The sequence below is a fragment of the Candidatus Syntrophocurvum alkaliphilum genome (assembly GCF_009734445.1).
In the GTDB taxonomy this organism is placed as follows: domain Bacteria; phylum Bacillota; class Syntrophomonadia; order Syntrophomonadales; family Syntrophomonadaceae; genus Syntrophocurvum; species Syntrophocurvum alkaliphilum.
Genome location: NZ_CP046457.1, coordinates 1,060,992 through 1,084,053 on the forward strand (window position 1 = coordinate 1,060,992; position 23,062 = coordinate 1,084,053).

Here is a 23,062-nt window from a genome sequence, read left to right on the forward strand (position 1 = left end):
AGCACCTCCTTGCTAACCAAAAAGCAAGTTACCTTTAGAATCGGCGAGTTCATTAATTATTAATCTTGGTATAACATTAGCCAAAATTTTACCTGCTGTAGTTGGTGCTACTTTTCCTGGTAGCCCTGGAGCAAGAATTGCCTTAAGGCCATATGAGTTTGCTGCTTCAAAATCAGTACCCCCTGGTTGTGCTGCTAAATCTATTATCACAGCATCAGGATTACAGTATTTAAGTGTAGACTTATCAAGCATCATTGCAGGAACAGTATTATAAATAATATCACTATTATTTGTAATCTCTTTAAGATGATCATAATCAGCTATTTTCAACCCCATCTCATAAGCCCTTGCAAGTTGACCTTGATTTCTTGCAACAGCAGTAACTTCGGCTCCTAATGCTTTTAAACTTCTAGCTAAGGTCACAGCAACTCGACCAAACCCTATAACACAAATATTACTTCCATGTATAGTGATTGGTGTTTGCTCCATAGCTATTTGTATTGCACCTTCTGCTGTGGGTATTGAATTTAGTATAGCTAAATCATCCATCTCAATAATTTCTAAAAGTTTAAACCCATATTTTTCAGACCATTCCTTAAGGTATTCTCTTGCAGATCCTATAATAACTAAATTATTTGGACCAAGATTAGCAATACCTTGTTCAGTTAATTTAAGTTGATTCTCTGCAAATACTGCTCGAATAACACCTTCTGTATTAGTTCCTGGCAAAGGCAATATTACTGCCTCAGCACTTTTTAGTGCTTCATTAACACTATCTACTACAAATGCACCATGGCAAACCCTATCTTTAGGAAAACCAGTTACAGTTACAGTAGCTCCCATTGTCACAAGTTCTGAAATTAATATTAATTCTCTCTCATCTCCTCCAATAACAGATATTTTAAGTCCTGAAAGTGCTGAACTCACCTTTTTACCCCCTTTGGCTTTGGGTTAATTTGTTTATTGCTACAACTAATAGCAGTATATGTATTCCTATTGCAAGTGGTGCCTGTCTAGAATTATAGTTACATATTATTATACAAAAAAGAAGATAGATTTTTTTAAACCTATCTTCTATAGTTTATATTTCTAATTGGCACTATAAATTATGTTAAATGTAACGTGAATCCATAGAAACAAATTGTTTCACATGACAAAGCAAATAAGCTCTGCTATCCTAAACTACATTATATTTTCTAATCCGTAGACTAAGCCTTTAGTTTCAATCATATGTTTAATAGCCATTATAACACCTGGCATAAACCCTACTCTATCATAAGAATCATGCCTTATAGTCAAGCTTTGTCCTACACCACCAAATATTACTTCTTGATGTGCTATAAATCCAGGTAATCTTACACTATGTATTCTTACTTGGTTTACATCCCCACCACGAGCTCCAGCAACCTTTTCAAACTCTTTTGTATTACGAGGCGGACGTTGTTCTCTGTTTTCCGTAATCATTTGAGCCGTTTTTATAGCTGTTCCTGAAGGTGCATCCATTTTTTGATCATGGTGTAACTCTATAACCTCTACATCTGAAAAATACTTAGCTGCATCTTTTGCAAATTTCATCATCAAAACTGCCCCTATAGCAAAGTTAGGAATCACTGCAACTCCAACTTCCTGCTCTATAGCAAGTTTTTCTAATTGATTTAATTCAACCTCATTTAATCCAGTTGTTCCTACAACACATGTAATTTTATTACTTAAAGCTGTTTTAACATTATTGAATACTGCCTGTGGATTTGTAAAATCAACCATCACATCTGGTTTAGTTTTTGCAATTATTCTGTCTAAGTCATTTTCTAGATTTAAATTTATTTCCTTATTATTTACTATTTCAGAAAAATTTTCTCCTTTTCCTTTTACATCAACAACTCCAACTAAAGATAGTTCATTATCTTCGTGTACAGCTTTAACAGCTTCCACACCCATTTTCCCTAATGCACCGGTAATTATTACTTTGATTTTTTCTGCCATTGTTGGTTTCAACCTCCCTAATTATCTTAAAGTCTAGTTTTATATATTTTGTTGTTATAGTCAAGATTTTACTATAACTTAATTTATTTATTTACTTGTTTGTATAATCTTGCTTGCTCCGTAATAAATTTAGTTATTTCTTTAACCATTCTTTTTTCAACAAATGTAGTATTAGCTGGCATTTTCAATTGTTTTCTTATAACTTCTATAAAACGATTTGCATAATTTATTTCAGATCGTATTATCTCAACTAAATCTTTATTTTTTTCTTGTTCTGTATGACTATAGAATTTTTTAATTTGGTTAATCATCTCACTTTCATTATTTTTAATAGCAACAATTGCCGCTTGTTCAAATAATTTATGCTTATCTAGATCACAAATTACAAATTTTAAAATTAGATTAAGGCGCTTTATCTCGTCTTTGTATCTTAGTATATCTCCTGAAATCTCCAACTTTTTATTCTCAATTAAATAAACTTCATTTAGTATATCCTTAAAAAAGGTTGCTATTTTTTCATTCATTAATAAACCCTCGTTTTTTTTACGTAGTCATTCTCTCTATATAATATTATAAGTAATGACTTAACAATACTATACAACTTATTTGTCTTAATATTATTACAAATGCTATACTTTTTCTAATACAAGGAGGAAATTCTATGCCTTTTGATGGAATAACAATTAAAGCTATTACTCATGAACTAAATGCTGATCTTATTGATTCTAGAATTGATAAAATTTATCAGCCTGAAAAAGATGAGATTATTTTATCTCTTAGAAAACCACGTATTGGTAGTTTTCGACTACTAATATCTACTAATCCCCAGTGGTCTAGACTTCATATAAGTAGTGAAAAAAAAGTAAACCCTAAAAAAGCCCCAACATTTTGTATGCTTTTACGCAAACATCTAGAAGGCGGCAAAATCAAAGAGGTAAAACAACTTGAGTTAGAACGTATAGTTCATATAAGAATAGAAGCCCTAAACGATTTTGGTGAATGGAAAGATAAAACATTAGTTTGCGAGTTGATGGGCAAGCACTCAAATCTAATACTTATAGATCCAGATAACAATATTATACTAGATGCTATAAATAGATATGGAAGTGATATAAGCTCATACCGTGAAGTACTTCCAGGAAAAGAATATCTTTTCCCTCCTAGTCAAGGAAAATTAAACCCTTTTATTACTCAATTTGATGTTTTTGCCAAAACTATATGGGAAAATCATGCAGAAGCTAAGCTTCCTCAAGCACTTTTTAGAACATTTACTGGAATTAGCCCTTTTTCTGCAAAAGAACTTTGTTTAAATGCAGGACTAGAGAATAACACTCCAGTAGAACAATGTGGAGAATTTGAACTATCCAAAATATATAATTATTTAATATCTCTTTTAACTGACATAGACAAAGGAGTTATATATCCATGTGTAGTTGAAAATGATAACAAGTTAAATGATTTTGCGCCATTTCAAATCGGAAATAACTGTACAAAATTTGAGTCTATGAATCTTGCTTGTGATTACTTCTATGCAAATAAATTAGCTCACTTAAAATTAGAATCTACAAAAAGTAATTTGATAAAAAATTTGAAGAGCAATCTTGATAGATTATATAAGAAAGATTTCTATCAACAAGGAGATTACGAAAAAGCAATAAAAAATGAGAAATACAAAGTCTGGGGAGAGCTTATAACTGCATTTTCCCATCAAATAAAAAAAGGACAATCTAAAACCGAATTAGAAAATTTTTATACAGGTAATTATACAACTATAGATCTAGATCCCAGGTATACACCAATAGAAAATGCACAAAGATATTTTAAAATTTATAATAAAAGTCAAAAATCTTTAAAACACTTAGAAAAGTTAATGGCTAAAAACAAAAAAGAAATATCATACCTAGAATCAGTAATTCATAATATTTCACTTGCAGAAACACATGGTGAAATAGCAGAGATAATTGAAGAGTTAGAAAAAGAAGGTTATGTAAAAGAAAAAAGTAAAGCTAGTAAATCAAGTAAAACAAGTAAAGCAAAACAAGAAAAAAGCCAACCACGTAAATACCTATCATCTGATAATTATATTATTTATGTGGGCAGAAACAATAGACAAAATGATATTCTTACTACTAAAGAAGCAGATAGGTATGACATATGGCTACATGCTAGAAATATTCCAGGTAGTCATGTAATAATAAATTGCAATAAAAAAATTAATAAACTAGAAGAACTGCCTAATAATACCCTTGAAGAAGCAGCTTCTTTAGCTGCATATTTTAGTAATGCCCAAGATGCAGATAAGGTTGAAATAGACTATACTTTTAGATTAAATGTACGCAAACCACCTGGGGCTAAACCAGGTATGGTAACCTATGATAAATTTAAAACTATACTTGTAAATCCACAATCTGAATATAATAAAAAATTCATAGTAAACAACCAATCTAATTAAAATCAATAAAAAAGCATATATTACTTATATATCCCATATAACAAAAAAACAGGCTAGAAAAATTAATATCTAGCCTGTTTGATTGATTTTATTTCTACTCAAATTATTCGCTTTTAAAATCTAATAATGATATTGTTACAAAAAGTAACTACAACAAACTTAAGGCTGAGTTTAGCTTTTTGCAGTTAAATAATTAATCTGTTGATGATTTTATTATTTCTACTGATCCATCATCATGTTTTTTTACTTCATCATCTTTTTCTAATATATATACCTTGTTGTTTTTAGTGTCTATTTCTACATTTCTATTAATTAAAGTATTTACTTCCTTTTCACCAATCAAGGTTCTTATAATAACCCCATTATCGTACATTTGTATGTATAACTTATTACCATTCCCTTTTTCTATTGTTTCAGAATTAGATCGTTTATATGGTTTTGAAAAAACATATTCATAGCCACCATCTACAAATTGCATTTCCTTTCCATTTAAAAATGTCTTCACTATTTCCCTCCTATGAGCTTCTGCTTCCTGGTTTTATGGCAGGTAATTTGCCTTCTTTACATAAAGGACAATTTTCTTCTTCCCAAGATTCAATATTCATAGTTAAAACAGCTTCTTTTTTAACTCCAAAATCAGCTTTACCACCACTTCTATCTACTAATACAGCTACACCAGCTACATTTCCACCTGCTTTTTTAACTACTTCGATAGTCTCTAATACTGATCCACCAGTTGTCACAACATCTTCTACAACCAAAACCCTTTGTCCTTCTTTTATACTAAAACCTCTACGTAGTGTCATTTCTCCATCTTGTCTTTCACAAAATATACTAGTTATACCAAATTGTCTTGCTACTTCATACCCTACTATAATTCCACCCATTGCAGGACCTACTACTAGTTCAATATTATCATTTTTAAATCTCTCAGCTATTTCTATAGCAAGTTTTTCTGTATAGTTTGGATTTTTCAATACTTGAGCGCACTGCATATATTGATTGCTGTGTCTACCCGAGGTTAGTTTAAAGTGTCCTTCCATTAGGGCACCAGAATCTTCAAATATTTTAATTATTTGTTCATGAGTTAACATAAAATTTTAAGCCTCCAATTCTTCAATTATACTTTGTGCTGCTTCAACTGGGTCTTTTGCCTCTGTAATTGGTCTACCTATAACCATATAATCTGCACCCAATTCTAAAGCTTGGCGAGGTGTAGTAATTCTTTTTTGATCATTCTGTTCTGACCAAGATGGACGAATACCTGGTGTTACTATTACAAAATCTGACCCACACGCCTTACGAATTATTTCAATCTCCTGAGGAGAGCAAACTACGCCTGTAACTCCTGATTGTTTGGCCATTAAAGCCCATTTTTCTACCAATTCAGGTATTTTTAAATCACTAATAAACATTTCTTCTTCCAATTCTTTTTGTGAAATACTTGTTAATACAGTTACTGCAAGTAAAAGTGGTGAATTTTTGCCTAATTTTTCAGCTTCATTTAAAGTGTCTTTTGCTGCTTGTTCCATCATCTTTTTACCACCAGCAGCATGAATATTAAACATATAACTGTTTAAACGTGTTAATACCCTAGCTGCAGACCCAACTGTATTAGGTATATCATGAAATTTTAAATCTACAAAAACCTTACCACCTAAGTCATTAATCTCTTTAACTATATCTGGACCAGTAGTATTAAAAAGCTGCATCCCTACTTTAAAAACTCCTACGTGATCACTCAATTTTCCAACTAATTCTAAGGCTTCATTTTTAGTATCAACATCAAGTGCTAAAACTATCCTATCTTTAGACTGCAAATCCAATTCCTCCTTTTACTGTATTAAATATAATTATAGTATTATTCAATTAAGCAAGTGAGTCAATGTACAAACAAAAATAAACCCGGACATGAGAACAGGTACCTTGTCCTCATGTCCCAAAAATAAGTTTTATCTTTGTACAGCTACACCTACTATATCTTCTATTGAAGTTATGCTATTCGCTTCTAAGTAATCTCTTAGTCCTGTTATTATATCTTCAGCAATTTGAGGATTTACAAAGTTTCCTGTACCAATAGATATAGCAGAAGAACCAACCATTATAAACTCTAGTGCATCATTTACATTCATTATGCCTCCACCGCCAAGAATCGGTAAGTCTACTTCCTTATAAACTTGATAAATCATTCTTAATGCAACAGGTTTAATTGCTGGACCCGACAATCCCCCAAATATGTTTCCTAAAACTGGTTTTCTTGTATTTATATCAACTGCCATACCCATTAATGTGTTTATCATAGATAAGGCATCAGCGCCACCAGCTTCTGCTGCTTTGGCAATTTCTACAATATCAGTAACATTAGGTGATAACTTTGGTATTACTGGTATAGAGGTTTCAGATTTTACTGCTTTAACTACATCTTTCACTGCTTTAGGATCAGTTCCAAATTGCAATCCTCCTTGTTTTACATTAGGACATGAAATATTAAGTTCTATTGCGGCTATGCCTTTATGTTTTTCTATTCTTCTAGTTACCTCAGCATATTCTTCTACTATATTTCCTGCAATATTAGCTATAACTGTAACATTTCTTTCAACTAATTCAGGTAAAAACTCATTTAAAAAAACATCAATACCTGGGTTTTCTAGACCTATGGCATTTAGCATTCCTGCAGGTGTTTCAAATATTCTCTGTGGTGGGTTACCAGGGCGTGCCTCTAGTGTAGTACCTTTTACTATAATCCCACCAATTTTGCTTATATCTACATAGTCCTCATATTCTCTACCATAACCAAATGTTCCTGATGCTACAGTTACAGGATTATTTAGTCTAAGCCCCCCTAAGTTAACGATCATTTCAGGGCTTTTGTCCTCATTTTTTTTCAAGGTGTTAACCTCCTATCAGAAGTTTAAGATTAAAACTATTTGTTAAGTTCCACTTCATTAATATTAAATACAGGTCCATCTTTACAAACCTTAACATATAATTCATCTTTACTTTTTAGTTTGCGAGCACATCCTAGACATGCACCTACTCCACAAGCCATATGTTCTTCAAGTGAAACTTCACCATCAATATTATTTACCAGAGCATATTTAGCCACTTCTGCCATCATTGGTTCAGGACCACAACAATATATATAATCTATTTCTTTAGGGTTAATTTTTTCCTTTAAAAAATCAGTAACAAAACCTTTAAATCCAAAACTTCCATCATCAGTTGCTAGGATATATTCAACACCAATTTCTTCTAATTTATTAAAATCAACCAAATTGTTTTTTGTGTCTGTTCCATGAAGTACTTGAACATTGCAATTATTATCTTTAAGCACTCTAGCTAAATATACTAATGGAGCAATACCTACTCCACCTCCAATAAGTAAAGCATTACTTTTTTCTTCTAGTATTTTAAAACCTCTACCGAGTGGGCCCATAACATCTACATATTCTTTTACTTTAGTTCGAGTTAATATTTGGGTCCCTTTTCCTACAACTTTATAAAGCAAAGTTATACTACCTAACCTTTTATCTACATCATAAAGGCTTAGTGGTCTTCTTAGTAAAGGATCAAGCTCATTACCAACTTTAAGGTTGATATATTGACCGGGCTTACATTCATTGGCAATTTCTGGTGCTATGAATTCTAATTCGTACATATCCTTACTAAGTTTCCTATGCCCTACAACCAATCCATTTGCCAGAGAAGGCATATAATTACCCCCATTTATAATTTATTTTTTGCTACTTTATAACTTAAAGTTCAACTATACTCTCTTACGTTTTCAACCTTTATGCAAAACTATTTATAATTATTCATCGTTTGCTTTGCAAATATGTTTTGGTAGTGGAATCAATTCTTAATTCTCAATTCTTAATTTTTAATTGAGGTTGGGAAACAAAGTTTCCCTTTATTATTGATATCATATAATATATAGAAAAGCTTTACTTTTCATCATTAATTAAGAATTAAAAATTTAAAATTCAAAATTGATTCTACTGCGTAGAATAATATTCATACAAGAGCATTTATAATTATTCAATGTTTACTTCGATAATAAGGTTTTTGCAGTAGAATCTTAGTTAATTTTAACATAATCCTGTATAGAATTGATTTTTACTTCAGCTATGTTTTCGCCCTCTTCTATAACCTCTTGCATAACCTTTAACGTGTCAAGCGAGGTTAAACAAGGCACATTTAACTCAACAGTTGCTCTTCTTATATTAAAACCATCACTAAAAGGTTTTCTACCATGAGTTAATGTGTTTACAACTAAGTCAACCTCACCTTGTCTAATTAGATCAACTATATTTGGTGAACCTTCTTTAATCTTCTTAACAGTTTCAACTTCTACCCCTTCTTCTGCTAAAGCATTAGCAGTTCCTTCAGTTGCTAAAACCCTAAAACCTAGTTTAGTAAACTCTATTAATATTGGTATGGCCTCTAATTTATCTTTATCTGCTATAGTTGCAACAATTGTGCCTTTACTTGGTATGTTTGTGCCTGCAGCTAAAAGTCCTTTGTATATAGCGGTTTTTAGCGATCTATCTATTCCCATCACTTCACCTGTTGACTTCATTTCAGGTCCTAAACTAATATCAACATTATCTAATTTGTTAAATGAAAACACCGGAACTTTTACTGCATAAAAATCTAATTCAGGTATTATTCCCCCGTTATATCCTAAATCTTGCAAAGTTTTTCCTAATATAATTTCTGTGGCTAATTTCACCATTGGTACTCCGGTAACCTTACTTATTATAGGAATTGTACGGCTTGAACGGGGATTAACTTCTAATACGTAAAGCTCATTATCATACTCAACAAACTGGATATTTATAAGTCCTCGTACATCTAATGCAAGGCCAATTTTAGTAGTATAATCTACAACTTTATTTTTTATCTCTTCACTTAAATCATAAGGTGGATATACTGCCATACTATCACCAGAATGAACTCCAGCTCTTTCAATATGCTGCATTATACCTGGTATCAAAACTTCTTTACCATCACAAACCGCATCTACTTCTACCTCTTTACCTAGTAAATATTTATCAACTAAAACAGGGTATTCTCTATTTATTTTAACTGCATTTTCCATATATTGCTTAAGCTCTTCTTCATTGTATACTATTTCCATAGCTCTTCCACCAAGAACATAGGATGGTCTTACTAAGACAGGATAATCAATCTTATTGGCAATTTTAACTGCCTCTTCAAAGGATACCGCTGTTTTTCCTGGCGGGCGTGGAATGTCTAGTTCTTCAACTAGAGCATCAAAACGATCACGATCTTCAGCTCTATCTATGCTATCATTAGTTGTCCCAAGTATTTTAACTCCAGCATTATCTAATGGTTTAGCTAAGTTTATAGCAGTTTGACCACCAAATTGTACTATAACTCCTTCAGGTTTTTCTTCCTCTATAATATTCATAACATCTTCATAGATAAGTGGTTCAAAGTATAATCTATCTGAAGTATCAAAATCTGTACTAACTGTTTCAGGATTGTTGTTTACTATAATTGCCTTCATGCCAGCATCTTTAAGTGCCCAGACACAGTGAACTGAACAGTAATCAAATTCTATGCCTTGCCCAATGCGAATAGGGCCACTTCCTATAACTAAAACCTTTTTAGCATTAGGGTCATGTAAGGCTTCATTTTCTTCTTCATAACATGAATAAAAATAAGGTGTCTCTGCATCAAACTCTGCTGCACAAGTATCAACTAATTTATATGTTGGTGTAACTAAATTATCATTTCTCACTTTTCTAATTTCATCTTCATTTAAGCCTTTTATTTTTGCTATTTCAAAATCGGAAAAACCTATCTTCTTTGCTTCTTTCAAAATTTTTTCTGTTAGATCTTTTTTGGCTAAACGATCTGTAAAATCTATAATATTTTTTATCTTTTTTAAGAAGTATTTATCTATTTTAGTAATATCCCATATCTCATCAATGGTAAATCCACGGTTAAATGCTTCAGCAAGGATAAATATTCTTTCATCATCGGCAAATTTTAAGCGTTCTATAAGCTGTTTATTATTCAATTCAATTAATTCTGGTAAAATTAACCCTTTTATCCCTATTTCAAGAGAACGAATCGACTTAAGGAAAGCAGCTTCAAAGCTCCTATCTATAGCCATGACTTCACCAGTAGCCTTCATTTGTGTGCCTAATTTGCGATCACCAAACACAAATTTATCAAATGGCCAACGCGGTACTTTTAAAACTACATAATCTATTGCAGGTTCAAAACATGCTGTTGTTTTTCCAGTTATTTCATTAGGTATTTCATCAAGGTTATAGCCGATTGCTATTTTGGTAGTTACTTTAGCTATTGGATAGCCAGTTGCTTTTGAAGCTAAAGCACTAGAGCGACTTACTCTAGGGTTAACTTCAATAACATAATATTTTTTGCTAAATGGGTCTAAGGCATACTGAACATTACAGCCACCAGCTATTTTTAGATGTCTAATCATCTTGATTGCAGAAGCCCTTAACATTTGATACTCTTCATCAGTTAAAGTTTGTGCAGGTGCAACCACAATACTATCTCCAGTATGTATACCTACTGGATCTATATTTTCCATACTACATATGGTTATACAATTATCGTTATGATCTCGCATAACCTCAAATTCTATTTCCTTAAAACCTGCTATACTTTTTTCTACTAATACTTGATTTATGGGACTACTTTTTAATCCACGATAAACAATAGTACGTAATTCTTCTTCGTTATGGGCTGTACCCCCACCTGTACCACCTAATGTGTATGCTGGTCTTATAATTAATGGGTATCCAATAGAATCAGCAAACATAACTGCCTCATCTACTGAGTTTACAATTTCGCTTTCAACCATCGGCTCATCTATTTCTTCCATTGTTTGTTTAAATAAATCTCTATCTTCTGCTTTTTTAATAGCTATAAGAGGAGTTCCTAGTAATGGAACACCTGTCTCTTCTAAAATTCCTTCATCACTTAATGAAAGAGCCATGTTTAGCCCTACCTGTCCCCCTAGTGATGCAATTAAACCATCAGGTTTTTCTTTATCTATAATCTTTTTTACTGTTTGTACTGTTATAGGTTCAATATAAACACGTTCTGCTATATCAGCATCAGTCATTATAGTAGCAGGATTACTATTTAATAAAACAACTTCAATTCCTTCATCTTTTAATGCTCTACAAGCCTGGGTACCTGCATAATCAAACTCTGCTGCTTGACCTATAATAATAGGTCCTGAACCTATTACCATAACTTTTTTCAAATCATTATTTATAGGCATATAATCTCCTCCGTATCAAATTACAGGAATTAAAGCAACTCAACAAATTTATCATAAAAAAATCCTGTCTCACTATAGCCAGGAAATCCTTCAGGATCAAATTGTACTGAAAAAACAGGTAAGTTTTTGTGTTTTATTCCTTCAAGACTATTATCATTTAAGCTTCGAAGTGTTATTTCTAATTCAGAATGATTAATCGAACTTTCTAAAACAGCATAACCATGATTTTGAGTTGTTATATATACTCTATTATTACTTAAATCTTTTACTGGATGATTAGTACCACGATGTCCATAAGCCAATTTAAATGTTTTAGCTCCTAAAGCTAGTGCTAAAACTTGGTGTCCTAGTCCAACACCAAATATAGGGAGCTTTCCTATTAAGTCTCGTGTTGTTTCAATTACGGATTTAATAGCCTCAGGATCCCCAGGTCCATCTGATATAAAGACTCCTTCTGGTTTTAGTGACATTATGTCTTCTAATTCATAAGTTGCAGGTACTGCTATTATCTCAAGCCCTCTCTTAATTAATGATTCTAATGCACCTCTTTTAGTTCCTAGATCAAGTAGTACTATGCGTTTTTGACCACTACTATATTTCATCACATTTTTTCTGGTTACATAACGCACCAAATCACCAGTTAATTCTTCTGATGCTTTTTTTGCTTGGTTTATAAGCCGCTTTTTATTATCAATATTGTGAGTTATTATTCCACCCATAATACCTTCACTTCTAATAAATTTGGTTAAAGCTCTTGTATCGACCTCTGTTAATACAGGTATTTCACTTTCATTTAAAAAGCTTATCAAATCCATTTCCATTTCATAATGACTTGGAAAATCAGTAGCTTCCCTAAGCACCAATCCTTTAACCATTGCCAAGCGAGATGAAAAGCTTTTTTCGTTAAAACCAACATTACCCACCAAAGGATACGTCATAACTACAATTTGACCAAAATATGAAGGATCTGTAATAATATCCTGATAACTTATCATTGCTGTACTAAAAACTACTTCTCCATTAGCCATACTACAATCATTTAGTAGCTTTCCCTCAAATACTCTTCCGTTTTCTAAAACCAAATAGCCTTTCATTTGTTATCAAACACTCCTCATATAACAACACCATCGTGCGCAACTATTCTTCCATTTACAATAGTCATAATTGGCCAGCCTTTTAGTGTGCTTCCTTTAAAAGGTGTATTTTTTCCTTTTGAATAAAAATTATTGGTATCAACATCTTTTGTTAATTCTGGATCTATAATAGTTATATCTGCTAAATTACCTTCATTTAAAGTACCCTTATCAATACCTAAGATTGATGCTGGCTCTACTGCCATTAGTTCAACCATTTTGGTTATTGTAATTATGTTATTATCAACTAATTTATCCATTATTACTGCTATAGCTGTTTCTAATCCTGATATACCAAAATCGGCTAAATCATATTCACAATCCTTACCTTCAAAATGATGTGGTGCGTGATCAGTAGCTATACAATCTATTGTGCCATCTTTTATACCTTCTATAAGTGCTTCAATATGTTCTTGTGATCTTAATGGTGGGCTTACTTTAGTATCTGTATCATAATCTCCTACTATTTCATCAGATAGTATTAAATGATGTGGTGTAACTTCACAGGTAACATTCAAACCTTCTTCCTTTGCTTGACTAATTAATTCAACCGCACCTTTGGTTGAAACATGACAAAAGTGTACTTTAGCTCCAGTCAAACGAGAAAGCATTATATCACGAGCAACAATTACATCCTCTGCCTCAGCTGGAATCCCTGTTAGCCCATAAATTGTAGAAAAATACCCTTCATGCATTTGCCCTTCTCTTGATAATTGCTTATCTTCACAATGACACATTACAGGTAAATCAAACATTTTTGAATACTCCAAAGCATTACGCATAATTTTAGAGCTAGCTACTGTGTGGCCATCTTCTGATATAGCAACACATCCTGCAGAAATTAGTTCAGCTATAGGACTTAGCTCTTTTCCCTCTTGCCCTTTTGTAATACTACCTATTGGAAAAACATTAACTAACCCTGTCTTGTCTGCTCTGTCTTTTATATAAACAGCAACTGACCCATTATCTATAGCCGGGTTAGTATTAGGCATGCAACAAACAGTTGTAAAGCCACCTACAGCTGCTGCTTCAGAACCTGATGTTATGTCTTCTTTGTACTCAAGTCCTGGCTCTCGGAAATGGACATGTAAGTCAATAAAGCCAGGGCATACAATTTTATCAGTAGCATCAATAATTTCTGCTTCATTATCATTAATGTTTTTTTGCACTGTAGTTATTTTCCCATCTGTAATTAATACATCCATAACATCATCAATATTATTAATAGGATCTAATACTTTTCCACCCTTAATTAGCAATTTCATTGCGTGAACCTCCCATCATCAAGAACAATAATGCCATTCTTACTGCTACTCCATTAGTAACTTGTTCATTAATAAGTGCTTGTGTGCTATCTGCAATACGACTAGAAATTTCAATCCCTCTATTCATTGGTCCAGGATGTAATACTAATACATCTTCCTTAGCTCTAGATAGCTTGTCTTCATTTATTATATAGAGACTTGCATACTCATCTAATGTGGGAAACAAAGCCTGTTGTTGTCTTTCTTTTTGAAGTCTTAATATATTTACTACATCAACACCTTCTAATGCTTCATCAAGACTATAATATGGTTTAACACCTAGTTTTTCTACTTCTTTAGGCATTAATGTTGATGGAGCAACTACTCTAATTTCACAACCAAATTTACTTAATCCATATATATTAGACCTAGCTACTCTGCTATGAAGTATATCCCCAATAATAGCAACCTTAAGTCCTTCTAAAGTACCTTTTTTCTCTTTTATCGTATACATATCTAATAAAGCTTGGGTAGGATGCTCATTAGCACCATCACCTGCATTTATTATTCTTATATTTGTGTTTTTACTTACATAATGAGGGGTTCCGCTCATAGCATGTCGCATAACCATTAAATCAAAACCCATTACCTCTAAAGTTTTTATTGTATCTCTTAAGCTTTCTCCTTTTTGTACACTACTACTAGAAACTCCAAGATTAACAGTATCAGCACTTAAATATTTCCCAGCAATCTCAAATGATGTTCTAGTTCTAGTACTATTCTCATAAAAAACTGTTATTAAGGCTTTACCCCTTAGTGTAGGTACTTTCTTAATATCTCTTTTAATAATATCTTTCATTGGAACAGCAGTATCAATAATAGATTCAATTTCTTCTTTGCTTAATTCTCTTAATCCTAATAAGTCTTTTCTTTGTTCTAATTTCACACTTATAAGCCTCCTTAATATTTTTAGGCTATAAAAAAAGCCTTCCTTGTCCATGCCAGCAAGGAAGGCTTTATGCCTCTTTAAGGTCTTACCCCTTGCTGCCTCTCTGGACAAATTTAAAGGGTATTCTAATCCACAAATTCTTGTATAACCACCTCATCTTTTCCGTCTAGTTCCTTAACATAAACTGAGATAACTTCTTTTTTAGAGGTGGGAACATTTTTTCCTATATAATCAGCTTTTATTGGTAATTCTCGATGGCCTCGGTCTACTAGAACCGCCAATTGAATTGACTGTGGTCTACCTAAATCAATTAATGCATCTAGGGCAGCTCTAACAGTTCTTCCAGTAAATAGTACATCATCTACTAAAACTACGTTTTTTCCTTTTATATTAAAATTAACTTCTGTTCTATGTACTAAAGGCTGTTCAGCCAAAGTAGTTAGATCATCGCGATAAAGTGTTATATCTAGAACTCCTGAAGGGACTTTCACCCCTTCTATTTGTTCTATAGCATCTACTATACGTTCACCTAACGGACCACCTCTTCTTCTAATACCAATAATAGCTATGTTATCTACACCTTTATTTTTTTCTATTATTTCGTGGGCTATACGAGTAAGAGCTCTTTTCATTGCAACTTCATCCATTATGGAATTCTTTTCACGCATTTTCATATGCTCATCCTCCTTCTAAAACAAAAAGCCTGCCATTCGTTTGACCGAAGGCAGGCATAGATATCCCACTATCCTTGCTAGCCTCACGGGGCCAACTTAAAGGTTCCTAAATGATTTTATACAAACCTAAATTATATGTCAATCATTTATTAACTAAACTTTCAAGTATACATTTCAAATCATCAGGTAGTTCACTTTTAAATTCAACATACTTATCAGTACTAGGATGATTAAAGCCTAATAGATGAGCATGTAATGCTTGTGATTCTAAGCCAAATGGGTTTTTTCCAGAACTATATAAAGGATCTCCAACTACAGGGTGTTTAATATAAGAAAAATGAACTCTTATTTGATGAGTTCTGCCAGTTAGTAGCTTAACTTTAAGTAATGTATAATCCTTATATCTATTCAACACTTCATAATTACTTAATGCTTCTTTACCTTCACCTATAACCGCCATTTTTTTACGATCTTTTTTACTTCTTCCAATTGGTGCATCAATTGTTCCTAGGTTTTCTTTTATAATTCCATGAACTAGTGCAATATATTCTCTATTAATAGTATGATTTTTTATTTGTAAAGCAATATTTCTATGAGCTGTATCATGTTTAGCTACTACCATTACTCCTGAAGTATCTTTATCTAGTCTATGTACTATACCTGGCCTAATTTCACCATTAATACCAGATAAATCTTTTATATGATACAACAAAGCATTTACCAAGGTATTATCCCAGTTACCATGAGCAGGATGTACAACCATATTTTTAGGTTTATTTATTACCACAATATCTGAATCTTGATATATTATATCAAGTGGAATATTTTGAGGTATTATATCAACCTCACGTGGTTCTTCTAGCTCAACTATTATCTCATCACCTATGTTTACTTTATAACTTGCTTTTTTACTCTCTCCATTTACTTTAACCTTTTTTTCATCAATAATGTTTTTTATCATAGTACGAGAAATATCATCAATCTGTTCAGAAATAAAAAAATCAAGTCTTTCTCCATCCATATTATCTTCAACCAATAAAGTTATTAATTCCATTCCTCTTCACTTCTTTCAACAAACAGATAAATAATTAAAACAATACCACCAACTACTATGGCAATATCAGCTATATTAAAAATTGGCCACCATCCCAAATCAATAAAATCTACAACAGAATCAAACCTGATTCTATCAATAAAGTTCCCTATTGAGCCTCCAACTATAAGTCCCATAGCAATTACAGCATAAAATGGCGTTGAGTATTTTAAATAATAAAAAGTTAGTGCACTAATTACTATAATTGCAGATATATAAAAGACCCATGATTTACCAGCTAGCATGCCAAATGCTGCTCCTGGATTATGTATATAGGTAAAATTTATAATTCCACTTATTACTGGAATACTTTGTCCTAGGCTCATATTTGTGATAATTAAATATTTGGAAACTTGATCAAAAATAAGAATTATTGCCACAGTTAACCAAAATCTCAATATAATAGTACCTCCACATAATCATTTTAGACTAAGCATATATTACCACTAACCTCATAAACTAGCAAAACAATAATTTATAAAAAAATCAAGAAACATATCATGTTTCTTGATTTATATTAATCTATTTATATTGGTTATACTAAAACAAACTTGCTAATCTTAATCTAATATTATTGTTCTATATAATGATTTTATAGACTTATTTATGCATCAATTAACCATGTATTAACCTTGGTAAACATCTTGTACAACACCACATTGATTCACCTTTGTGCTTTATAGGCAGAAGATATTTATTATCTTCTGTGTTACTACAAAAATTACACTTTTGAGGTATATAAGTTGTATTAGACTGCCTCAAGTTTTTTTCTACCTCTAACTCAGAAAATTCTTCCGCTACTCTTTCCTCTAAAGTAAGTGCACCAGTAGGACAAACACCTATACAGAACCCTGCCCCATCACATAGTTCCTCTCGAATTATTTTAGCCTTTCCATCTATTAATGTTAGTGCACCTTCTGCACATGGACTAATGCAAGCCCCACAGCCATCACACAATTCTTCATCAATTTTAACAATAGTTCTTTTTACTAACACCATAATAACTCCCCTCTAATGATGAGTTCCTTTAATAATGCGTATTTCTTTACTTTTTAGCATTTCATTTATCTCGTCAATATGTGGACATTTTGGATAGTTTCCATCTAGGAGCATACAAGATGATAAGTGAATTGCATCTAACCCAAACTTTTTAAGACTATTTACAAGTCTTGATATTCTTCGTCCCGGACATCCTCCACAGGTGATAAAACCGATTATCTCTACATCATTTTCATACTCTTTAAAAGCTTGCTCACGCATATTAAAGGCTTTAAAACATGCTGTACCGGGACAAACTTCTGATACAGTTTCACAACGAACAACTGCAATCCTAGTTTTGTTTTCTTTATTCTCAACAGATTTTTCAGCAAATTTAAGATAATTTTCTCTACTCTTTGTAACATCCTCAGCAGTAATATTATTTTTACCCTCAGAATACGCTGCATTTTCTACTGCTTTTTTTGCTATACCCCTAAACATTGCTGGAACTTTTTTCAATTCTTTTAATGCATCCTCTTCCCAGTACATTTTTCCCCCTCCTATTTGGTGTTATGAAACTAAGGGAAGCACGGGACGGGGGAAGCAAGGGGACGGTTCTTTTGCTTCCTAAAAAAGGAAGCAAAAGAACCGTCCCCTTGCTTCCCCGCCCCTTACTTCCTTCCTGTGCTTCCTATTATTAATTATCCTAAGATAGTTTGTAAATCTTCTTCAACAGTACTAATAGGTTTTATACCATAGTTTTCAACTAATACATTTAATACACCTTCACTAATAAATGCTGGTAGAGATGGACCTAATCTAATATCTTTAATATCTAAATATAATAGAGTTAAAAGTATAGATACTGCTTTTTGCTCATACCAAGATAGTACTAATGATAATGGCAAATCATTTACTCCACATTCAAATGCTTCTGCAAGTGCTAATGCTATTTTAACAGCTGAATAAGCATCATTACACTGACCAATATCTAACAACCTTGGTATTCCATCTATTTCACCAATTTTGTGGTCAAAGAAACGGAATTTTCCACAACCAAGTGTTAGGATTACAGTATCTTTAGGTGACCTATCGACTAGTTCTGTGTAGTAATTTCTGTCCGATTTAATTCCATCACATCCACCAACTAACATGAAGTGTTTAATTTTTTCTTGTTTAACACCCTCTACTATCTTATCTGCAACAGATAATACAGCATTTCTAGCAAAACCTGTCATTACTTCACCTTTATCTATATCTTCTTCAAAACCAGGCATTTGCTGTGCTTTATCTATAAGTTTATCAAACTGACCATTTTCCACATGTGTAACTCCTGGCCATGCAACTGTTCCCGTTGTAAATATGCTATCTATATAACTGTCTTTTGGCTCTTGTATGCAGTTTGTAGTCATTAAAATTGGTCCTGGAAAATCAACAAACTCTTTTCTTTGATTTTGCCATGCTGTCCCATAGTGGCCATAGAAATGACTAAAATTTTTAAGTTCTGGATAACCATGAGCAGGTAACATTTCACCATGGGTATATATGTTTATACCCTTACCCTCTGTCGCCTTTAGTAAATCAAATAAATCCTTTAAATCGTGCCCTGACACCAATATAGCTTTACCCTTCTTTTGTCCTAAAGGAACACTAGTAGGTACTGGATGACCATAAGTTTTAGTATTAGCATCATCTAATATTTCCATTGCGATTAGATTTATTTCACCACATTTTAGTACTAATTCAACCCACTCAGCTAATGATCTATCTCTATTAATAGTAGCTAATGCTTCATGAATAAAGCTATAAATTCTCTCATCTTCATTACCTAAAACATAAGCATGATATGCATAGGCAGCTACACCCTTAATACCATATATTAGTATTTGTTGTAAGGATTGAATATCTTCAGTAGCATTTTCATCTATAATTAGCCTAAACTCTTCTCCTAATAATTCTAATTCTTTGGTTGATTTGGCTTGAGTAATCTTATTAAAAAATTCAGGTACTGGCTTTTGTATTTGTTGTGCTAATTCATTAGCTAAGAATTGTACATCAAGTACATACTTAGCTAGGCTATTTGAGTCAAAATTAACATTAGTTAAGGTTGTAAAAATTGATTCGATAGTAAAGCGATTAAATTTTTCGAGTTCTAATCCTTTTTCTTTAGCTTCATTTGCTAAAACGGATAATTCCTTTACTGAACATAATACTAAATCTTGTAGAGCTGAAACTTCTGCATTTTTCCCACAAACTCCTTTAACTTCACATGCTATTCCTTTTGCTGTTTGTTCACATTGATTACAAAACATATTAATTCCTCCCAAACACTTAATTTTATTCAAGGGGACCTAGTTTACCTTTAAGACCTTTTTTGTCCACAATTAAAACTTTTTAAACAAGCTCGTCTAATGTAACATTTTTTAGTTCTTTTAACATAGCATGTTGGGCTTTAGCTAAAACTCCCGAAACTTTACAATTCGATTTATTAGGACATTCATATCCGGGGGATAAGCAAACATTCAACGCAATAGGCCCTTCAATTGATGAAACTATATCAGCTACAGTAATTTTTTCAGCTGGTTTGGCTAGTCGAACACCACCCCGTGTTCCTCTTTGTGTTGTAACTAAATCACCCATACTTAATAATTTAATAGTTTTTTTTAAAAAATCTTCTGGGATATCTTGCTGTTCTGCTATAAATTTTGTTGAAAGAACTTCTCCAAAAGGAGCTTTAGCAATTTCAATTAGGGTTTTAATAGCATATTCACTTTGTCTTGTTATTTGCATTAATTTCACCTTATTCTATTGTGTACTATTTTTGTCCCCTTTGTCTATATTCAGAATATCAAATCCCTAATAATTTTGCAATATTGATTCTGTTGCAAAAAGTAACTACAACAAACTTAAGGCTGAGTAAACATGTTTATCTAAGTCCCGAATAGCAAGGCGTGGTGCATAGATCACGGCTAAGTATAAATAAAAAATCATTTTAGATAATAAGTGCTAAGCTAAAATGAAGGTAAAGACCGATGAGCGGCGTGATAAACATGTTTGCTCAGCCGATTCCATACTCTAAGTTTAGCTTTTTGGCAGTGGAATCAATATTAAATTTATATTTTTTTATATATCAGGGGAGACGTATATTACAAAAATTTTCTTACTTGTGAACATAGTTTAAATGTCTTCCATGCTGACTTGCCAGATTGATCTAACAACTCATTTGCTATATGAGTGTAGTCTTGTTCTACAACTTTTTTATCTGATAAATACATTGCTAAAAGACCTTCGACTACTGTTTTTTCAAATGGACTTTGATTAGCTGCTTTGTGTGATTGATCAATAAAAAATTTAAGTCTTTCTACCATTTCGTGATTATCTTTATAGTAAAATGTAAAATTTAAATCTCCACCTTTTTTATCTTCCTCATGATCTATAAAGTAATCCAGAAGTATATGTAATCCACATATCCAAGGAAAATAGGTATTCATTTTTTCTTTGCTTTGCTCTACTGTTACATTTCGTTCGGTTGCAAGACCAATTAAAGCAAAGATAGCTAAGGTTGAGCCACTTGCTGCGGAAAATTCCTGCCAATAAATTTCTTCAAATTTATTTATATGGCCATTAGCCCATTTTTTCAGGATATCTTCTCTAATATCTAATAACATATGTTTTTTAACCTGTAAGTCTATATAGTAATTTGCAAGGGTCATTATATCTTCATAAACAATATGATATGAAGGTAGATGTTTAATTATTGATTGACATTCTAAAACCAAATTGTTTAGGTAGTTATAATCTTCTTTTTGGGGATAACTTTCATAATACTCTTTAAGAGGCTCACTTGGAGTAAGGGCATCAATTAATGATTCATGTAATCTCTTAAAAGCCACTTCATCAGTACAATTAGCTCTATCGCAAAGATTATCTAAGTAATCACATATTGTTTGATATGCTACGATAAACCTTAGGAGATTTGACTCCCATTTAACATAAGGAGTTGCAAATACAGCTCCACCTTGACAGTGAAAAGCTTTGTTTTTCAAGCTACATTGTGCTTGTTTTTTCAGTTCATCATCAATTATGTTTTGAGATTGCATCTCCCAATACGTTAATAGTTTTTTAACTGTTGGTAATGTTTTTGATATATAGTTATATAGCAATTTGACTTGGTGCATTCCTGTATAATTTTCTTTTTTAGTAGTTAAGGCTGCAGGCAGTTCCATTTTTTTGCACAGCCCCCTTTTTAGCTATCATATTAACTTTTTTAATCTTTTTATAATAATGTTCTAGCATACGATACGCTAACAATTCTAATTCTTTACGCACAGTGCTATTAGCTAATGTGCTGATATGATTTACACCCAAATTTAAAAACTCTTGAGATGTTAAAACACTTTGATCTATAGATTTAGATTCCCAAAGTACATCTATAAGTAAATCCATTTTTTCAGGTATTTGACATTCCTGTATAAGGGTTTTAGTAATTTGGGAATACCCTTCATTTTTCAATGCATATATAACTGGAAGCGTAATATTACCCTGTATCAGGTCGTTTCCAGCTGGCTTTCCTAATAATTGACTATCAGAAACAAAGTCTAGCACATCATCAATTATTTGATACGCATAACCTAAATTTTTACCAAAGTTTTCAAGTGCTATAACTTCACTTTTAGGTGCCGAACTAATTAATGCACCAATTTTACTACTAGAAGCAAACAGGCAGGAAGTTTTTTGGTAGGTTTTAAGATAATAATCATCTTCATTAATATCTAAGTTATAAGCAAGTGCCATTTGATTAATTTCACCAGCACACATGGTTTGAATAGTCTCTGTAATATTCTCTAATACACTAGGCAATCCATACCGATTAATTAAATTAAATGCTGTTGCAAACAGATAGTCTCCAGCAAGAACACTTACCTGGTTATTCCAGACTGCATTTACACTATCCCGTCCTCTTCTTTTTAAAGATTTATCAATTACATCATCATGTATTAAAGACGCCAAATGAATTAGTTCTACTGCTACTGCTATATCCTTTACAACTTCAGGCTTATGATTATAAAGAGATGCAGTTAAAAATATTAATCTTGGCCTTAGCATTTTACCATTTGATTCTAGAATATAGGTAAATACTTTATCAATTTCGTTATTACCTGTAATTAATACTTCCTTTATTCTATTAATAATTAATTCTTCTGAGAATGGATACATTTTAAGACTTGTTTTCGTATTAATGGCTAAACACTCCTTAAAAGGATT

Annotated in this window: 22 protein-coding genes; 1 reads left to right on the forward strand and 21 read right to left on the reverse strand. The window is 32.3% G+C overall.

Going from position 1 to position 23,062, the window contains the following annotated elements; all coding sequences use genetic code 11:
* Positions 1 to 12: 12 nt before the first annotated feature.
* The 3 genes from dpsA to SYNTR_RS05215 all read right to left on the reverse strand — a co-directional run bounded on the left by dpsA (position 13) and on the right by SYNTR_RS05215 (position 2,507).
* On the reverse strand, positions 13 to 927 hold the full coding sequence (dpsA, locus tag SYNTR_RS05205; RefSeq protein WP_156203534.1) for a dipicolinate synthase subunit DpsA: 915 nt from the start codon (positions 925 to 927) through the stop codon (positions 13 to 15).
* A 255-nt stretch (positions 928 to 1,182) separates the two neighbouring features.
* Positions 1,183 to 1,983 carry a 4-hydroxy-tetrahydrodipicolinate reductase gene (gene dapB, locus SYNTR_RS05210; RefSeq protein WP_156203535.1) on the reverse strand — a complete coding sequence of 267 codons (801 nt, stop codon included), beginning with the start codon at positions 1,981 to 1,983 and terminating at the stop codon, positions 1,183 to 1,185.
* A gap of 83 nt (positions 1,984 to 2,066) precedes the next feature.
* Positions 2,067 to 2,507, reverse strand: coding sequence for a hypothetical protein (locus SYNTR_RS05215; RefSeq protein WP_156203536.1), 441 nt, complete (start codon positions 2,505 to 2,507; stop codon positions 2,067 to 2,069).
* 137 nt (positions 2,508 to 2,644) lie between these two features.
* Between SYNTR_RS05215 and SYNTR_RS05220 the strand changes: the two genes are divergently transcribed.
* Positions 2,645 to 4,435, forward strand: a complete 1,791-nt coding sequence (locus SYNTR_RS05220; RefSeq protein ID WP_156203537.1) for an Rqc2 family fibronectin-binding protein — start codon at positions 2,645 to 2,647, stop codon at positions 4,433 to 4,435.
* A 193-nt stretch (positions 4,436 to 4,628) separates the two neighbouring features.
* Here the strand turns inward: SYNTR_RS05220 and SYNTR_RS05225 are convergent, their stop codons facing one another.
* From SYNTR_RS05225 to SYNTR_RS05310, 18 genes are all read right to left on the reverse strand, one after another.
* Positions 4,629 to 4,940, reverse strand: coding sequence for a hypothetical protein (locus tag SYNTR_RS05225; protein ID WP_156203538.1), 312 nt, complete (start codon positions 4,938 to 4,940; stop codon positions 4,629 to 4,631).
* A gap of 10 nt (positions 4,941 to 4,950) precedes the next feature.
* A complete protein-coding gene (pyrE, locus tag SYNTR_RS05230; protein WP_156203539.1) occupies positions 4,951 to 5,529 on the reverse strand; it encodes an orotate phosphoribosyltransferase in 579 nt (192 codons plus the stop codon).
* 6 nt (positions 5,530 to 5,535) lie between these two features.
* A complete protein-coding gene (gene pyrF, locus SYNTR_RS05235) occupies positions 5,536 to 6,255 on the reverse strand; it encodes an orotidine-5'-phosphate decarboxylase (RefSeq protein WP_156203540.1) in 720 nt (239 codons plus the stop codon).
* A gap of 132 nt (positions 6,256 to 6,387) precedes the next feature.
* Positions 6,388 to 7,293, reverse strand: a complete 906-nt coding sequence (locus SYNTR_RS05240; protein ID WP_156204702.1) for a dihydroorotate dehydrogenase — start codon at positions 7,291 to 7,293, stop codon at positions 6,388 to 6,390.
* Positions 7,294 to 7,358: 65 nt separating this feature from the next.
* Positions 7,359 to 8,147 (reverse strand): dihydroorotate dehydrogenase electron transfer subunit, encoded by a 789-nt coding sequence (locus SYNTR_RS05245; protein ID WP_156203541.1) that lies wholly within the window; start codon positions 8,145 to 8,147, stop codon positions 7,359 to 7,361.
* A gap of 366 nt (positions 8,148 to 8,513) precedes the next feature.
* Positions 8,514 to 11,726: a carbamoyl-phosphate synthase large subunit gene (carB, locus tag SYNTR_RS05250; RefSeq protein WP_156203542.1), complete on the reverse strand. Its 3,213-nt coding sequence runs from the start codon at positions 11,724 to 11,726 to the stop codon at positions 8,514 to 8,516.
* Between the two features lie 29 nt (positions 11,727 to 11,755).
* The gene (carA, locus tag SYNTR_RS05255) at positions 11,756 to 12,820 is read right to left on the reverse strand and encodes a glutamine-hydrolyzing carbamoyl-phosphate synthase small subunit (RefSeq protein WP_156203543.1); all 1,065 of its coding nucleotides are present in this window, start codon (positions 12,818 to 12,820) and stop codon (positions 11,756 to 11,758) included.
* Between the two features lie 17 nt (positions 12,821 to 12,837).
* A complete protein-coding gene (locus tag SYNTR_RS05260; protein ID WP_156203544.1) occupies positions 12,838 to 14,124 on the reverse strand; it encodes a dihydroorotase in 1,287 nt (428 codons plus the stop codon).
* Positions 14,108 to 15,049, reverse strand: coding sequence for an aspartate carbamoyltransferase catalytic subunit (locus tag SYNTR_RS05265; protein ID WP_156203545.1), 942 nt, complete (start codon positions 15,047 to 15,049; stop codon positions 14,108 to 14,110). Before SYNTR_RS05265 ends, SYNTR_RS05260 begins: the two co-directional genes overlap by 17 nt.
* Positions 15,050 to 15,177: 128 nt before the next feature.
* Positions 15,178 to 15,726 (reverse strand): bifunctional pyr operon transcriptional regulator/uracil phosphoribosyltransferase PyrR, encoded by a 549-nt coding sequence (gene pyrR / locus SYNTR_RS05270; RefSeq protein WP_279285957.1) that lies wholly within the window; start codon positions 15,724 to 15,726, stop codon positions 15,178 to 15,180.
* A gap of 142 nt (positions 15,727 to 15,868) precedes the next feature.
* Positions 15,869 to 16,780 (reverse strand): RluA family pseudouridine synthase, encoded by a 912-nt coding sequence (locus tag SYNTR_RS05275; RefSeq protein ID WP_156203546.1) that lies wholly within the window; start codon positions 16,778 to 16,780, stop codon positions 15,869 to 15,871.
* Positions 16,771 to 17,217: a signal peptidase II gene (gene lspA / locus SYNTR_RS05280; RefSeq protein ID WP_156203547.1), complete on the reverse strand. Its 447-nt coding sequence runs from the start codon at positions 17,215 to 17,217 to the stop codon at positions 16,771 to 16,773. Before lspA ends, SYNTR_RS05275 begins: the two co-directional genes overlap by 10 nt.
* A gap of 217 nt (positions 17,218 to 17,434) precedes the next feature.
* Positions 17,435 to 17,818 (reverse strand): ATP-binding protein, encoded by a 384-nt coding sequence (locus SYNTR_RS05285; RefSeq protein ID WP_156203548.1) that lies wholly within the window; start codon positions 17,816 to 17,818, stop codon positions 17,435 to 17,437.
* 12 nt (positions 17,819 to 17,830) lie between these two features.
* On the reverse strand, positions 17,831 to 18,346 hold the full coding sequence (locus SYNTR_RS05290) for a CGGC domain-containing protein (RefSeq protein WP_156203549.1): 516 nt from the start codon (positions 18,344 to 18,346) through the stop codon (positions 17,831 to 17,833).
* Between the two features lie 152 nt (positions 18,347 to 18,498).
* Positions 18,499 to 20,109, reverse strand: coding sequence for a hydroxylamine reductase (gene hcp / locus SYNTR_RS05295; protein ID WP_156203550.1), 1,611 nt, complete (start codon positions 20,107 to 20,109; stop codon positions 18,499 to 18,501).
* Positions 20,110 to 20,191: 82 nt separating this feature from the next.
* The gene (locus tag SYNTR_RS05300) at positions 20,192 to 20,587 is read right to left on the reverse strand and encodes an RrF2 family transcriptional regulator (protein ID WP_156203551.1); all 396 of its coding nucleotides are present in this window, start codon (positions 20,585 to 20,587) and stop codon (positions 20,192 to 20,194) included.
* A 356-nt stretch (positions 20,588 to 20,943) separates the two neighbouring features.
* Positions 20,944 to 22,023, reverse strand: a complete 1,080-nt coding sequence (locus SYNTR_RS05305; RefSeq protein WP_156203552.1) for a tetraprenyl-beta-curcumene synthase family protein — start codon at positions 22,021 to 22,023, stop codon at positions 20,944 to 20,946.
* Positions 21,995 to 23,014, reverse strand: coding sequence for a polyprenyl synthetase family protein (locus SYNTR_RS05310; protein ID WP_156203553.1), 1,020 nt, complete (start codon positions 23,012 to 23,014; stop codon positions 21,995 to 21,997). Before SYNTR_RS05310 ends, SYNTR_RS05305 begins: the two co-directional genes overlap by 29 nt.
* Positions 23,015 to 23,062: the final 48 nt, after the last annotated feature.